Here is a 15,632-nt window from a genome sequence, read left to right as displayed (position 1 = left end):
CATTTCTTATTCACAAGAAAGCGACATTGTTCTTATTGGTTGCTTACTATTCACCTCAATATCACCCAATCCTTGATATGAAATATTGCAACTTTGTTGATTTCTATTACCCCATTTGATTAACAGTTTTCCATCTGAAGGTAATCCACTCATATAAAGCTGTCCGTTATCACCAACAATTCCCGTATTAATCTCATTAGGATTTTCTTTATCTATTAATGTGGCAATAGCACCAAATGGCACAATACCCTGACTATGATTAATATTGAGGATGGCTTGAAAACCAATTTTTGTTTTGAAGACAACTTTCACAATAGCCCCTTTCGTAGGCACAACATTTTGAGAGGTTGTTCTTAATGTAACGTTGTCAGGTAATGTATTGACGTTTAATCCAACCGTATTTTCTCGATATTCAGATAAATATGGAGATAAAGCATACCCTTGACGATTGATTGCACCATTGCCCGAATTTAGCTCAGTTCCTTTGGCGCCTTGAGCTTCAATAATCGCCATGCTATTACCCATACTTCTACCTAATAAAACACCACCAGAATGGAGAAGTATCCCCCCATTCATACTGCCATTCACACTGTAATAATCACTTGAATAGTTATAATTCAGCGAACTCGTGCCATAATTACCAGAGTAGTTTGCATATAAAGAACCATTATTAGGTTGATTTTGGTTCGCCCAAGATTGTGCAACACCGTAGGATAATGCGTTGTCAAAAGCGCTTCCGGATAATCCAACTTGTTGGTTTGTACGCCCATGATTATCATGAGTTAACATATAAGTACTGTTAAAATTACTCGCCATCGGATTATTGCTAAAGAGACTAAATGGAATATTAACGTTAAAGTTAATTTGTCTATTTTCCGGCCAGCTATCTTTTGATTTTATCCGGTCAATACTGTAGTTGATCCCGAAACTAACCCCTTTTAGATAGCCGTTATAGCCTGTTGTTAATTGTGTGACTTTTTCATCTTGTTCCCAATAATTATAGTAACTACCTGACAGATAAATACTGCCGTAATTTCCTAAAGTTTGAGAAAGTGATGTGGTAAAACGACTCTTTTCTCGTTCACCTAACCAAGGAGATGTTCCTTCTTTTAATTGGTAATCTGCCGTATTAAATTGGTTAAAATCATAATAGTGTTTGGTTGAAAAACGTAATGCAGTTAAATCAACAGAGGTTCCTGTTGTTGTCATGTTTTTTGAATAACGGAATCGATATGATTGCCCATCTTGAGAACCCATTGAATCAAACTTTGCATGGGCATGCGTAATATCTGTTGAAATTGCCCCAAAATCGCCGAGTGAAACCCCAACACCTGAAACAATAGAAAAATAATCTTTTGCGCCTAACACACCACCATAAAGAGTGACATCATGAGGAAAACCATATACTCCGCTCGCTAAAACAAAATCTGCTTTTTTGGAATCGACCGTTGTTCCCCCATCAAATCGACCTGCACTTAACTCATATTTCCATCCTCCCGACCTTAACATCACCGGTAATGATGAAAACGCAACAGTAAAGGTACGTTCAGCGCCATTCTCTTCTGTAATAGTGACATCTAAATTACCACCAGAGCCACTAGCATAAAGGTCAGTGAGTTTAAAAGCTCCTGGTGCAACATAGGTTTGGTAAATAATATTGCCATTTTGCTTCACTGTTACTTTAGCATTCGATTGAGCAATACCATTAATATCTGGCGCAAACCCTTGCAGGCTGGTTGGTAGCATTTGCTCATTAGAAAGCAAACGTATCCCTTTCATTGGTATCCCATCAAAGACTTCATTACCAGATGTGGTTTCACCTACAATAAATTCTGAACGAATAGAGGAAAGATTCCGCGAAAGATAGGTATTGGTAAATTTTGTACTGTTATCGCTAGTTGCTTCTTTGTCATCAGAATTTCTAGCGTAAGTGTGTGTCATTGTTGAGCGTAAACGCCATTCATCGTAATTAAAACCCGCTCTAAATTGAGCAAAAAAGTTATCGTTCTTTAACTTCCCATTATTAATGTCATTGAAAGAGGAACTGTCATTAGATGAATGACCTCCACTAAACATATAATTGACAAACATTGCTGTAACGCCACTATCTATAACCTCAGGATCGATATAACCCATCGCATCTGTGGACATCACTATTTGAGGGAAACTGGTGACTAGTTTTAATTCGGACAAATTCACTTTAACTGATGCGTCAGGAATATATTGTGTCAGATCAGTAATAACTTCATCATTCCCCAATTTATTTAAATTAGGCACATTTTCAACTTTGACACCTAATGATTTTAATAATGCAGGGGTAATTTCAGGGACAACTTTATTATCAGTACCTTTTACAAGATGAATTGAGGTTTCGCCTCGGTTACTATTATTCACATAAACCGTTAAAATAACCTTCCCTTCTGGCAATGCATCTTTACTTGAGAATTGGCTTAAATCGATATCACTAGGAATGCCTAATTGTCCATCGAGTAATGCAGGATCAAAATAATCTTCAGCGAATGCGCCTAAAGAGAAAAAAATAAGTGATGTAAAAAAGCTATATCTGAATATTGTCATTGGTTTTTTCATTTTTACACTCTAAATTATTTAGCAGATAAACTGTCAATATTCTTGTAACTCATTTAAATTTTTTTGTTTTTTCATCCAAAGGAAATAAATATTCATCTAATATCTGCCAACTGATTTTATTTACATGCTCACCTGAAAAAAAATATTCTTGTGTACCAAAAGGTGGAACATTTTTCGAAAGTTCTTGAAGCTCTATTTCCTTTTCATTAACTTTTATTGAGTTAAATGCAAGGTATATAGGAGAGTCATTTTTTGCTATCAATTTATTCTCTGAAATAGAGAATGATAATTTATTCTCAACACTTTCTATTTTTATGCCATTCAATGCCTTAGGGCGATAATAAACTTTAAAGTTTAATGCACGAATAACATTAACTTGTACATCGACTTTTTCAGCAGATGTAGAAGGAATTAAACGAAACTGAGCAATGTAAACAGACTCTCTATCTGTTGGAAGAGTATCAGAGCCTGTAAATTTGATAAGCCAATCATAATATTCCGCTGGCTCTATTTTTTCTAATAGAGGAGTAATAATAAAAGGTGTATTTTCTTTTTTATCAATGAGTTGAATACCTGATGATTCATCTAACCATTTCATTCCTGCTTGCACAAGATAAGGAGAATTTTCATTATTTCTTAATCCAAGAGAAATACTCTTACTGCCTTCATTATATGTCATTCTTTGCAATGAAAATTGAAAAGCATTTTCTGTAGCCTGTATCACTTGGCTATAACACAAAGCCATTATTGATATAAATAAGTAAATTATTTTATTTTTAGTGATCATTTATCCACATCCTTATAATGAAATTCTTTCGATAACTCCCCATAGTCATTAATAAAAAACCAGCTTGCTTTATTAATATTGTTAACATCTACTCTCGTTTGAGAATAAGGTGCAATAATGATGCTTTTACTATATTTCTCTTTATTTAATGTTATTTTTGTTAATGTAAAGTAATAAGGTGTTGGGTTATTAAAAGACCAGTTTTTTCCTTGATTTTGTAGTTTTATTTTTCTGTAATCAATATCAGTAGGTTTACTTAAAGAATCAGGTCGATAAATAACTTTAATAACGAAACTTGTAATTAAAACTAATTTAGAGATCTCATCATCTGGATTATTCTTTTCCGTTGAAGGAATAATCTTTGTATTCAAGTAAAAAAGTGATTCTTTATCATTAGGTAAAGAAACAACATCTTTTAATAAAATTCGCATTGACGATGTGCTTTTATTTTCTAGCCGAAATATAGGCGGTGTAACAATAAAATGAGGGGATAAATTACCATCAAGATCCGTCGTTACACCGGCTTGTATTAAGTAAGGCTTATTATCATCATTGGTGATAGTGACACTTTCACTATAGCTTTCACTAAAAATAACCCGCGTTTTGCCTAAGCTAACACCTTGTGTATAAGCCCCAAAACTTGTCATAAACAAAGTAAAAGTTAATATGATATCTCTTATTAAATTTTTCATTTCAGCTATTAATCAACATAATATGAAAATGTTAATGTAGAAAAAAATTCACCCGCTTCTGGTTCACAGGCAGTTCCCGTTTTACATTTAACATAAGTATAAAGTTTCTTTTCTAAATTATTTTTATCAATATTCGTCCAAACAGTGTCACCTGATTTAATAAAATCAGCATCATTATTTGATTGAGTTGCCGTTTCACTTTCTGATACCCGAATACCAAAGCTTTTCGTTATATCGTCATTAAACGTGACTGTGTTCAATGTGGATTTTGCTGCCATTTTTACGTAGGTATCAGAGAAATCATCTGTTTTACAATCTGTAAGTAATAATTTAATTGGGATAGGGTCCACTAAATTATTTTTGATTTTAGAGGCTTGAATGCTACCAAAATCAACTTCATTGTTACTGGTTCCAGTAACCGACAATTTGCAAGTTTGTTTATCAACAGTCACTTTGAATTCAAATTCAACGCTTTGCACATCAAAGCTAATAAAAGACAACATCAAGATAAATAAACTTAAAATCTTTCTTTTTAATAGAACTATCTTCATTTTTATCTTCTCAAGGTTGTACCAATGTCAGTGCTAATATTGCTTTTAAAGCCCCTGGTTTAGCCGTTGAAGTGTCTTTTTTTACCACTTCGACCTGAAAATCTTTATTTTTTGTTCCGTTACCAGTTTGAATAAACACAGAGCTCACACCTGCGTTAAAATTCACTAATGAACAGTTGCTACTTTTACAGTCATAAAGTGCAAAACTTGAATTTGTTATATTGGTGACTGGTGATATTTTATTATTCGTAATTTGAGTTCCGGCGCCTGCTTTAATTATGACTTCCATATCGGGTGTTTCATCTGAAAACTCTTGGCAGTTATACTCGACCGTAAATGGTAATTTGTTTTCATCTTTTTCACCTATTTCAACAACATTCTCCACTAAAATAGGCTTAGAAAATTTCACTGTTTGATCTGATAAAGTAAAGGCACAAGTCCCCCTAGTGACTTTACCTTTAACAATTAACACGGCGTCTGAATTTACTGCACTATATCCAGAGCTCGTCAGCGCCAATAAAACAATCCCACATAAATAGTGACTAAAATTTAGCTGAAAATTCATTATATCCACCCAAGTCATCAATAGTACGCCAGTGAATGTTTCCTTTCGTCACACCTGTCGGTAGAAAATATTTGATTGAGCTATAAGGTGCTATCATTGCATTATTGTTTGCTAAGCTAACATCAAGTTTGATGTTATTAACTGAAAAACCAGCAAAGTTAATATAATAAGGAGAGTTGTTGGTCACTTTTAATTGTTTTCCCTCTACACTAAAACTTAATTTTGCTTGAGCTTCATCAGAAGTCATAGGTAAGTTATTTGGGCGATAAAATAATTTAATAACATTATCGAAACCAACACTTATACCTAAATTATCGGTTTTACCTGCTTGTCCTGGGATCATCTTTGCATGGAAATAAAATACGCTTTCTCTGTCTTTAGCTAATTCATTACTTTTTGCATAGATTTTTACTTCATGCCTAGAGGCACTATTAAGTCTAAAAATAGGAGGCGTTACTTCAAAAGTAATTGGATATTCATTTGATGTAATAAAGGCTTGAACTAAGTAGTTAATATTAGGCTCTTGGTTACGAACCACTATTCCAACACTTTTTTCATTCTCAGGATAAATAATCCTAGTGGCATCTAATCCGACACCCTTAGAATATGCCAGAGGAGAGATTATCATTAGTAATACAACAAAAAATTTTGCTATTTTATCTGTAATATTAATCATCATAACTCTCTTTGAAAGAGAGACCCTGTTATAAACAGAGTCTCTTAATTAGTTTAAGTAGAATTAGTTATAAGCCACAGTAAATGTTACTGGTACTTTTAATTCATCTCGATCAACTTTACCTGTAGTTAAATAAAGTCCAGCAGTCATAGGAATTGTTGCATTACCACCTTGAACAATCTCAGTACCTAATTTCAAACCTGTTTCTACGTTAGGGACAACTAATACATTCTTCGATGTTGCTAATAATTTAACCGCCAAAGAACGCGCTGTTGGGTTAGCAAACATTTCAGCATCAAAATTTGATTTATTACCACGAGCATATAGATTGATGGTGCCATCGGCGGCCAATGGAGCGGAACAGTTAGTGAGTTCTAAATTAAATGTTTTGTCTTCACCCAATTTGTCGCCCACGTTTTTACTAGCTACATCAGCACTCGTAAAGGTTCCCCAGTCAATTCTGGAACCTTCAGTTGTCGAAGAAACATCACAACTTGCGGCACGAATTAATGCTTCAAATGTCACAGTTGTACCCTGTGTTTGCGCTATTGCATTACCAGCTACTAAAAAGCCTGACATTACAATAAATGGAGCAACTTTTTTAATTAAAGACATATTGTCACCTTTTGTTTTTAGATGAACTTCATTTATAGATTAGTTATATTTCCTTATTAAGAACAAGTAATAAAACATATTTACTAATCCTATTTAAAGCGTAGCACAACAATAAAATAATACTTATGAAGTAAGTAAGTTGATAGGGGTAAAATGATGATGAAAAATGATGACTTTATAAATAAAAAGTAAGTTATTTAGTTATATATACCTATTACACAACTAAATAAAAATAAATTTATAAGCTTAGGAAACATAACATAAAGTAAAGATACGTTTTTGTTTTTATTAAAATATAGTTATTTAAATTTAAATATTAACTTATTCTAACTTATAGAAAACGTACGTAATTATCATTAAGTAATAACTATTAAGTGTTTTTTACTAGCTACTTTTTATTTATTCTCATAACTATGATAGAGATCAAAATTATTAAACAGTTCTTCTTTGTTTACTTATTAAAATAATTAAATATAAAATAGTAATAATTGATTAATATGATTATAGATGTTAAATATAAATTAACATTATATTAATATTTTGTTTATAGCGATACGATTAGTTATTTTGTAACGTAATGCTGAACATTAGAAAATGTATAAACCATCCTATTATTATTGTTTCATTTCCTCGTTGATACTGCGAAATTAATATTGATACTTTAATCTGGACAAAAAAATGGCTTCATTACTGAAGCCATTTTTACACTGATTTTTTATGACTTTTTTTATCGCTTTACTTTTCTGGCATCTGTGGCATTGGGCGACGGAAACGACGGGTGAGCCACACCATATAAAGGATACCAATTGCACCCCAAACAAGCCCTAACTCCATAGAACCTGGTTCAAGGTTTATCCACAAGACACCCATTGTCGCGGCACCAATAATAGGTAATATCAGGTAATTAATGTGATCCATTAATCCTTTATTACGGCGCTCACGAATATAGAATTGTGAAATAACAGACAAGTTCACGAAAGTAAACGCCACTAACGCACCAAAGTTAATTAATGCAGTTGCCGTCACTAAATCAAAGAATACGGCACCTAAGGCTAAGAAACCGACTAATAGCACGTTAAATGCAGGTGTACGCCATTTAGGGTGTACGTAACCAAATGTCTTCTCTGGGAATACACCATCGCGACCCATAACATAAAGTAAACGAGCAACACCTGCGTGAGCCGCCATACCAGATGCTAATACAGTCACACATGAGAACACTAAAATAATAGACTGGAATAAAGCCCCAGCAACATACAGCATTATTTCAGGTTGTGACTCTTCTGGGTTTTTAAATCGTGAAATATCTGGGAAATACAATTGTAAAAAGTAAGATACGGCAATAAAGATGATCCCACCAATCAGCGCAGTTAAGAAAATCGCTTTAGGGATAACTTTACCGGCATTGGGTGTCTCTTCTGATAATGTACTGATACCATCAAAACCTAAGAATGAGAAACAGAGTATTGTTGCTCCGGTTATCATAGGTATAACTTCAGCATCAACAGACGCAAACGGTCTAAAGGTCCATAACTCCCCTGCACCTTCTCCGTTATACACACCGTGAATAAGTAATCCTACAAACACAACCATTACTGCAACTTGCACAATAACAATTGCTGTATTTAAGTTAGCAACAACGTTAATACCCCGTAGGTTAAAGAACGTCATTAACGCCACTAAACCAAATACAAAGATCCACGGTTCAACGCCCGGGAATATTGCTTGTAAATAGATTTTAGCCAATAAGATATTGATCATTGGCATAAATAAATAGTCAAGTAAAGATGACCATCCCACCATAAAGCCAACATAAGGACTCATGGATTTTTGAGCATAAGTATACGCAGAGCCTGCTGAAGGAAAACGCTTAACTAATTTTCCATAGCTTACCGCTGTAAATAAAATGGCAATCAATGCAATCGCATACGAGGTTGCTACGTGACCATTCGTAATGCCAGAAACGATACCAAATGTATCGAAAATAGTCATAGGCTGTAAAAAAGCAAGCCCCATCATGACTACCTGCATGAGCGTCAAGGTTTTACGTAATTGAACTCGATTGTTAGCACCAGTTTGGTTAGTGCCGATAGAGGAGATGACGTTATCTGACATTCGCGAACCCTCCCATAACTTCGGTTTGAGTATTCAATAAACTCAACCGACAGTTACTGGGAAGACTTCGCATCTGCCTATAAACAGAATAGAATGAAGTTTTTAAGGATGTGTATGTGTTTAGGAGACGCCGTGCTCCGTAGTCATCATTACCGCAGGTGCCGTTAGGCCCGACTGCGAAAGAGAATAATTGTACCATATTAGCATTCCTCTATCATGACAACCCTTTCTCTAAGGGGCTGGCTGCTAATCAAATTATGTTATCTATTCAGACTCAAATGAATCTGACCTCTTGGTGTAGTAATAAGTAAAAATGCAAAAAAAAACCGATGCACTTTAAACGCATCAGTCATATTTTTAGTGGGCGCATTTTGCACGTCTCAGACTTAAATAGCAATACATTTTCATCAAAAAACCCCCTTTTTTTACGATCTTTTCAATTCGCAAACTAAGTCAACATATAACGCCACATTTTATTAACAATAATTGTGATTTTATCACAAAGACTAAGATGTAAATATTTAGAAAAACAGAATCACACCTCAAAAAACAACCACGCAACTCATTGATAAATAAAAACTAAAAGACATTTTAAATTTAGCATCAATATCAAACAATCAAAATAAGGCACTTAAAATACATTAATAAGATTAATGCTATTAAATTGTTAAAACTCAGTCCGACTTTTCATCAAAACGTTTTTTTAATAAAAAATATCTATTTTTTATAGACCTATTTAACACAACAAAAATGTAAGAAAAAAAATCAAAGGAAAAATGGCAAATAATACGTAGAAATAACAAGTTATTAGTCAGAATAAAGCGATTAATAAGATTATTTATTGAGCTAAATATAAACCTCAATATTTAAACTTTCCAGTATTAATTATGTACAAATGAAAGGAAATTAGAGATAAAAAAAGACTCCACAAAGGGAGTCTTAATGACACAATATGAGGGGGGAAATTAGAAGTTATAGTTCAAACCAATGTTGTAACGACGACCTTCTAATGTAGTATTAAAATGTTCTTGGTCAATACGGCGATCTAACACATTATAAACACCACCAATCACATTTAATTGCTTGGTTAAGCTGTAGCTGGTACCGATATCAACAAATGCATAAGAAGGCGTACCATGTGACATAGAGGTGCGTGATAAGTAATCAGAGGTTTTACCACGGAAGTTAATACGCGCCCATGTTTCCATTTCTGGTGTTGTTTCCCAGTTTAAGGTCGCATTAGCCATATGGCGTGGCTGTTTATTTAAAGGCTTACCTTTGAAATCACCACTTTTTTGTTCAGTATCCGTAAAGGTATAGTTAGCCGCTAAATTCCACTCTGGTGATATTGTCCAGTTAAAGGTCGCTTCAATACCACGCATATTGGCTTTATCTACGTTAGTTCTATCACTAACAAAGTCATAAGGCTTCCCATTATTACCCACGCCATCTGCTAATGTACAATCACGTAGATCCGTCATTTTAGAACCGTCTTTATTTGTACGGCTATCACAACGACGCTCTTCCATAATCTTATCTTTAAAGTCGGTATTGAAAAGACCTAAACTTGCCGTCAGATTTTCACGATTATCCCAAATAATCGAGATCTCTTCAGTAACAGATTTTTCAGGTTTTAAGCTTGGGTTACCATAAATAACCGCATCATAGCTACCCCCGCCCGTACCTTGCCCCCATGATGCTGTTGCTTGACGTAAATCAGGTGAACGATAGCCAGTAGATACCCCCCCTTTTAGCGTCCACTCATCAGCCAGATGCCATACACCATATACTCGCGGTGTCCAGTGCGTACCAAAGTTTTCATCTTTATCCATACGCAGACCGCCAGTTAAAGCAAAATCGTTGGTCATCGCCCACTCATCTTCAGCAAATAGAGCCCAACTATAACGGTCTAATTTATTGCTACCTTTAAGTTTATTACCTTCATCTTTTAACTCTTCATAACGATATTGGGCACCAACACTTAAGGTATGATCACCGAACATTAAAACGGTCTGATTACGCACTGTTGTGTCGTCATAATCCATTTTACGGGATGGATTACGGCTTTCATCACGTTGAACATACGTATTCATAGTTCCAAAATCATAAATGCCATCATGGGTAAGTGCATAATGTGTCAATTCATAGTCAGTAAAACTACTTTCAGGGGCTTTTCCTCGACTAGGCAATCCCGATTTAGAATGCCACACGCGAGAGTCACGATGTTGATTATCTTTTTTAAACTCAAAATCAATCGTGTTCTGCTCATCAGGTGTCCAACTTAAAGTACCGCCACCTGTTGCGGTGATCTGACGGTTATAGCCATTCACAATTTTGTCTTCACTACGATGTGAATATTGACCTTGAATTTTCAAGCCCAGCACATTATCAATTAATGGACCAGCCGCATAAAAACTGCCTTGATTAGTGTTCCCTGAATCTTTACGCTCTGTGATAGTACTGTCTGCACGTAAACTAAAGTTCCACTCTTTTTGCGCTTTACGGGTAATAATATTGATAACTCCACCCATTGCATCTGAACCATATAAAGAAGACATTGGACCACGCACAACTTCAATACGTTCAATGGCTGGTAAAGGCGGTAACCAACCTTGTTCAATACCGGCATTATCACTATTAGGGCGCGTTTCACGCGATGCAACACGCTTACCATCGACTAAGATCATGGTATATTTTGCATCCATACCACGAATACTAATATCCGAACTACTTCCACCGCCTGTGACCAATACACCGGGTACATCTTTTAGTGCATCTGTGACATCACGGTAAGATTTAGTTTCTAATTGTTCACGCGTGACAACAGAAACCGATGCAGGGGCATCTTCAACGGTTTGTTTAAAACCAGACGCGGTTGTAACAATCAATTTTTCTACATTTTCTGCTGTTGCAGTCATAACAAAACTTGATGCAATAGCAGCAACAACGCCAAGCGCAATTTTATTTTTATTTAACACGACCATTCCCGATTCTCCAAGAATATATATTCTTTAAATTTTATATAGATGGATATATCGACATTTGCTCAAAATTAGGGTAATAAATTTAATTACCCTTGGTTATTTTAATATTATTTTTATATCCCTATTTACTGCATCCCTATATTTACTTCTTCTCTCTTTCTCTTTTACTTCTCTATATTTTATCCACTAAACCATCAATAATAATTTGAGGTATTCCTTGTGAACAATATTCCAATCTACCTTGAACGCCATAAACATCAGCAAGGCTTTGCGCCGTAATAACCTTATCTGGCGCACCTTGTGCAATTAACTGTCCTTGTTTCAACATTAAGACATGTTCTCCATGTCGTAAGGCGATATTAATATCGTGGACAACGACAACCGTAATAATATTTCTACGGTGTGTTTCTTTAGCGATTAAATCCATAACATGATATTGGTAATTAAGATCTAACGCGCTTAATGGCTCATCCAATAATAATAAAGAAGGTTGTCTAATTAATGATTGAGCAAGCCCAACTAATTGTTTTTGACCACCCGATAATTCATCTAAATAACGTAATGCTAAATGCTCAATACCTAATTGGCGTAATAAGTGCATTACCTGAGCTTCACTATGTTGATTATGTAATCCACCCGAAGCACGTTGCGCCACAATAATGGATTCTAAAACATGTAAATGAACACCAGCAGGTAATGTTTGTGGTAAATAGACTACATTTTGAGCACGTTGTGCAAAATTCATCGATGCAAGATCGTTGCCATCTAAACTGACAACACCTGATGATTTATTTAATCCAGCTAACGCTCTTAATAATGTTGATTTTCCGCTACCATTTGGCCCCAATAATACGGTGACTTTTCCTTTTGGCAAGGGCTCAACATCCAGTGCCTTAATGATAAGATGTTTAGCATATCCGGCACTAAAATCTTGGATCTTTAATCCTTCCATCATTAGATATTCCCCCTATGACGTAAAATCATACTGAGGAAAAATGGCACGCCCACCAGCGATGTCACAATACCCACCGGAATAATGACACCCGGTATTAAATTTTTAGACGCAATAGATGCCAATGATAAAACTAAAGCACCAATTAATGCACTTGCGGGCAGATAGAATCGATGATCTTCACCAAACATCATGCGAGCAATATGAGGGGCAACTAAACCAATAAAGGCAATGGGTCCAACAAAAGCAACAGCGAGTGCAGTTAAAATACTGATGCGCAGTAATGAGCCTAATCTTAAACGCTTTACATCAATGCCAAAGCTGATCGCTCTATCTTCGCCTAATCGCAATGCGGTTAATTTCCATGAACTCATCCATGAAATCACCATAATGACAGCAAAAGCCCCCGCCATAACACCGAGTTTTATCCATGTTGCACGCGTTAAACTTCCCATAGTCCAGAAAACCAGACCTTGAAGAGTGTCTTCTGTTGCAATAAATTGCATCATTGAGACTAATGCATTAAAGGTAAACACCATTGCAATACCAAAAAGCACCACCCCAGATGTAGGAACTCGAGTCCAACGAGTTATTCCGTCTAATAATAAAGCTGATAATAGTGCAAAGAGAAATGCATTCGCCGAAATAAACCATTGATCAGGAATACCCGGAATACCAATACCTAAAACAATCGCTAATGCAGCACCAAATGAAGCGGCATTTGATAGACCAAGTGTAAATGGGCTTGCTAATGGGTTATTTAGAATAGTTTGCATTTCTGCACCAGCTAACCCTAGCGACATCCCTACAACCACCGCCATTAAGGCATAAGGCAAGCGGATATCCCATACAATCACTCGAGAACCCGCATCAACAAGCTCAGGTTGAAAAAGGGTTGTTAATAATTTATCAAGTGATAAACCTGAAGGTCCCATGGTGAAATCTAACACCACTGAACCACAAATAATTAAAACGATAATTCCCAACCATAGCATGCGTTTGTTCATCATTTTTCGATAATGAACTTTCACATTATCTGATGTGTTTTCACCATGCTCTTGTGTGACGAGTCGCTCTGATATAATGCTCATATCAATTGTTGTACCCAGTTTTTTTTCTACGTTTTTCTGCTCCTGCCAACACTTTCGATAGGCAAAAACATACCGTACAACTCATCGATTGTTTCTTATGCACAGAAAGCCAATTATTAATTTGAGAGAATTCATTCAACAAAGAAGTGAATTGCACAATAGTTATACGACGAAAGAGATTCACTGTATAACTCATTATATTTCGATAAGTTATTGGTTGGATGTATTGAGCACTAAAAAGGCTAATTATTATTAAACTCACTATACTAATCATATTATTTATAACCAATAGCGCCATTATTTTATTTTCAGTAAATAAATTATACGCTAACAATAAAGCAAACAATAACCATTATCAATACGATTGGTAATATAATTAGTTTTTTTGCCTTTTTTCTATAACTGATTAGTTGAAAAATAAAAAAACGCCCGTTTTATAGTGATCTAAATCACAAAACAGGCGTGTTAATAATTTGATTTATAGGTTATTTTTTATTCGCAATATGTGTTGGAAATTCCATTTCGTTATAACGAATAAAGCGGGTTTTCTTCACAATCTTATAAGTAAACCAAATTAATAAAAATAATGGGATACCAATATAGGTTGCAATTGCACCATACCAATCAATCGTATCTTCTAAGAACGCTTGGTAATTTTGACCTAATGTAATGATTAAACACAATATAAAGGCAAAAATTGGACCAATTGGGAAGAAGCCTGAACGATAAGGTAAGTCATTTAAATCGCGTCCTTGTGCAACATAACCTTTACGGAAACGGTAGTGACTAATCGCAATACCTAACCATGCAATAAAGCCAGTCATTCCCGAGGTATTTAATAACCACAAGTAGACCGTTTGGTTTCCGTACATTGAGCTTAAGAAGCATAAACCAGCTACAACTGTGGTCGCATAAAGCGCATTACGTGGCACACCGTTTTTAGACAATTTACCAAAGCATTTTGGTGCTTTGCCTTCTCTTGCTAATGTAAACAGCATCCGCGTTGATGCATACATGCCTGAGTTACCAGCAGAAAGTACCGCCGTTAAGATAACCGCATTCATGATGGCTGCCGCAGATAATAATCCCGCATTTTTAAAGACTAGCGTGAATGGACTAACGCTAATATCACCTACATCATTACGCAGTAAATTAGGATCAGTGTAAGGGATAATTAAGCTAATAATTAAAATTGCGAAGATATAAAATAATAAGATACGCCAGAAAACTTTACGCACCGCTTTTGGAATATTTTTAGCCGGATCTTTGGATTCACCCGCCGCAATACCAATTAATTCTGTACCTTGGAATGAGAAACCCACAATCATTGCCACACCAATCATGGCAGCAAATCCACCCGCAAAAGGTGCATCACCAATTTCCCAATTATGCCAACCTGCGTTTTCGGCACCTTTCATAATGCCAGTGATCATCGCAATACCCACAATAATAAAGATAATGACTGTGGACACTTTGATTAAGGAGAACCAATATTCTGCCTCACCAAACCCTTTTACAGAGATATAGTTGAGTAAGAAAATCACGCCAAGGAATAGAGCACTCCAGATCCAACCATCAACATCAGGGAACCAATAGAGCATCACCAATTGTGCAGCAACAAGGTCAACGGCAATGGTTACTGCCCAGTTATACCAATAGTTCCAGCCTAATGCGAAACCAAAACCTTCTTCTACATACTTAGAGCCATATGTCGAGAATGAGCCGGAAACAGGCATAAATGCGGCTAATTCCCCAAGGCTGGTCATTAGAAAATAGACCATTAATCCAATTAAAGCATAAGAGAGTAATGCCCCACCCGGCCCTGCTTGAGCAACAGTTGCACCCGATGCGACAAAAAGCCCTGTACCAATTGAACCACCAATAGCGATCATCGCTAAATGTCGCGCTTTTAACTCTCTGCGCAAAGTGCGTACTGCGCCCGAACCAGCAGTACTATTTTGTTGTTCTGACATAACATTCCACTTTTATATTCACTTTTCTAACGAGGATTGTAG

Annotated in this window: 13 protein-coding genes; all 13 read right to left on the bottom strand. The window is 35.7% G+C overall.

The features are described from left to right. Positions 1–6 precede the first annotated feature (6 nt). The 13 genes from DK865_RS15035 to DK865_RS14975 all read right to left on the bottom strand — a co-directional run bounded on the left by DK865_RS15035 (position 7) and on the right by DK865_RS14975 (position 15,590). Entirely contained in the window at positions 7–2,577 is a 2,571-nt protein-coding gene (locus tag DK865_RS15035; RefSeq protein WP_109392281.1) for a fimbria/pilus outer membrane usher protein, read from the bottom strand. Positions 2,578–2,638: 61 nt separating this feature from the next. Continuing rightward, complete coding sequence (locus DK865_RS15030) at positions 2,639–3,376, bottom strand: fimbrial biogenesis chaperone (RefSeq protein ID WP_023582958.1); 738 nt, start codon at positions 3,374–3,376, stop codon at positions 2,639–2,641. Further along, positions 3,373–4,068, bottom strand: coding sequence for a fimbrial biogenesis chaperone (locus DK865_RS15025; RefSeq protein ID WP_023582957.1), 696 nt, complete (start codon positions 4,066–4,068; stop codon positions 3,373–3,375). The genes DK865_RS15030 and DK865_RS15025 overlap by 4 nt, the downstream gene beginning before the upstream one ends. 8 nt (positions 4,069–4,076) lie before the next feature. Continuing rightward, complete coding sequence (locus DK865_RS15020; protein ID WP_023582956.1) at positions 4,077–4,619, bottom strand: fimbrial protein; 543 nt, start codon at positions 4,617–4,619, stop codon at positions 4,077–4,079. Positions 4,620–4,629: 10 nt separating this feature from the next. After that, positions 4,630–5,184, bottom strand: a complete 555-nt coding sequence (locus DK865_RS15015; RefSeq protein WP_162556636.1) for a fimbrial protein — start codon at positions 5,182–5,184, stop codon at positions 4,630–4,632. Further along, entirely contained in the window at positions 5,162–5,863 is a 702-nt protein-coding gene (locus DK865_RS15010; RefSeq protein ID WP_081705910.1) for a fimbrial biogenesis chaperone, read from the bottom strand. The genes DK865_RS15015 and DK865_RS15010 overlap by 23 nt, the downstream gene beginning before the upstream one ends. A gap of 60 nt (positions 5,864–5,923) precedes the next feature. Continuing rightward, positions 5,924–6,385 (bottom strand): fimbrial protein, encoded by a 462-nt coding sequence (locus tag DK865_RS15005; protein ID WP_228407797.1) that lies wholly within the window; start codon positions 6,383–6,385, stop codon positions 5,924–5,926. A gap of 825 nt (positions 6,386–7,210) precedes the next feature. Further along, entirely contained in the window at positions 7,211–8,590 is a 1,380-nt protein-coding gene (locus tag DK865_RS15000; RefSeq protein ID WP_023581404.1) for an APC family permease, read from the bottom strand. Beyond that, positions 8,580–8,789 carry a hypothetical protein gene (locus tag DK865_RS19075; RefSeq protein ID WP_071788546.1) on the bottom strand — a complete coding sequence of 70 codons (210 nt, stop codon included), beginning with the start codon at positions 8,787–8,789 and terminating at the stop codon, positions 8,580–8,582. Before DK865_RS19075 ends, DK865_RS15000 begins: the two co-directional genes overlap by 11 nt. 766 nt (positions 8,790–9,555) lie before the next feature. Beyond that, on the bottom strand, positions 9,556–11,574 hold the full coding sequence (locus DK865_RS14990) for a ligand-gated channel protein (protein ID WP_023581403.1): 2,019 nt from the start codon (positions 11,572–11,574) through the stop codon (positions 9,556–9,558). A 172-nt stretch (positions 11,575–11,746) separates the two neighbouring features. Continuing rightward, positions 11,747–12,529, bottom strand: coding sequence for an ABC transporter ATP-binding protein (locus tag DK865_RS14985; RefSeq protein ID WP_023581402.1), 783 nt, complete (start codon positions 12,527–12,529; stop codon positions 11,747–11,749). After that, positions 12,529–13,536: a FecCD family ABC transporter permease gene (locus DK865_RS14980; protein ID WP_373931058.1), complete on the bottom strand. Its 1,008-nt coding sequence runs from the start codon at positions 13,534–13,536 to the stop codon at positions 12,529–12,531. Before DK865_RS14980 ends, DK865_RS14985 begins: the two co-directional genes overlap by 1 nt. Before the next feature lie 566 nt (positions 13,537–14,102). Further along, positions 14,103–15,590 (bottom strand): amino acid permease, encoded by a 1,488-nt coding sequence (locus DK865_RS14975; RefSeq protein ID WP_023581400.1) that lies wholly within the window; start codon positions 15,588–15,590, stop codon positions 14,103–14,105. Positions 15,591–15,632 lie beyond the last annotated feature (42 nt).

Source organism: Proteus cibi (assembly GCF_003144405.1).
Lineage (GTDB): Bacteria > Pseudomonadota > Gammaproteobacteria > Enterobacterales > Enterobacteriaceae > Proteus > Proteus cibi.
The sequence above is the reverse complement of the archived record's forward strand: the minus strand, read 5'-3'. Positions and strand labels throughout refer to the sequence as shown.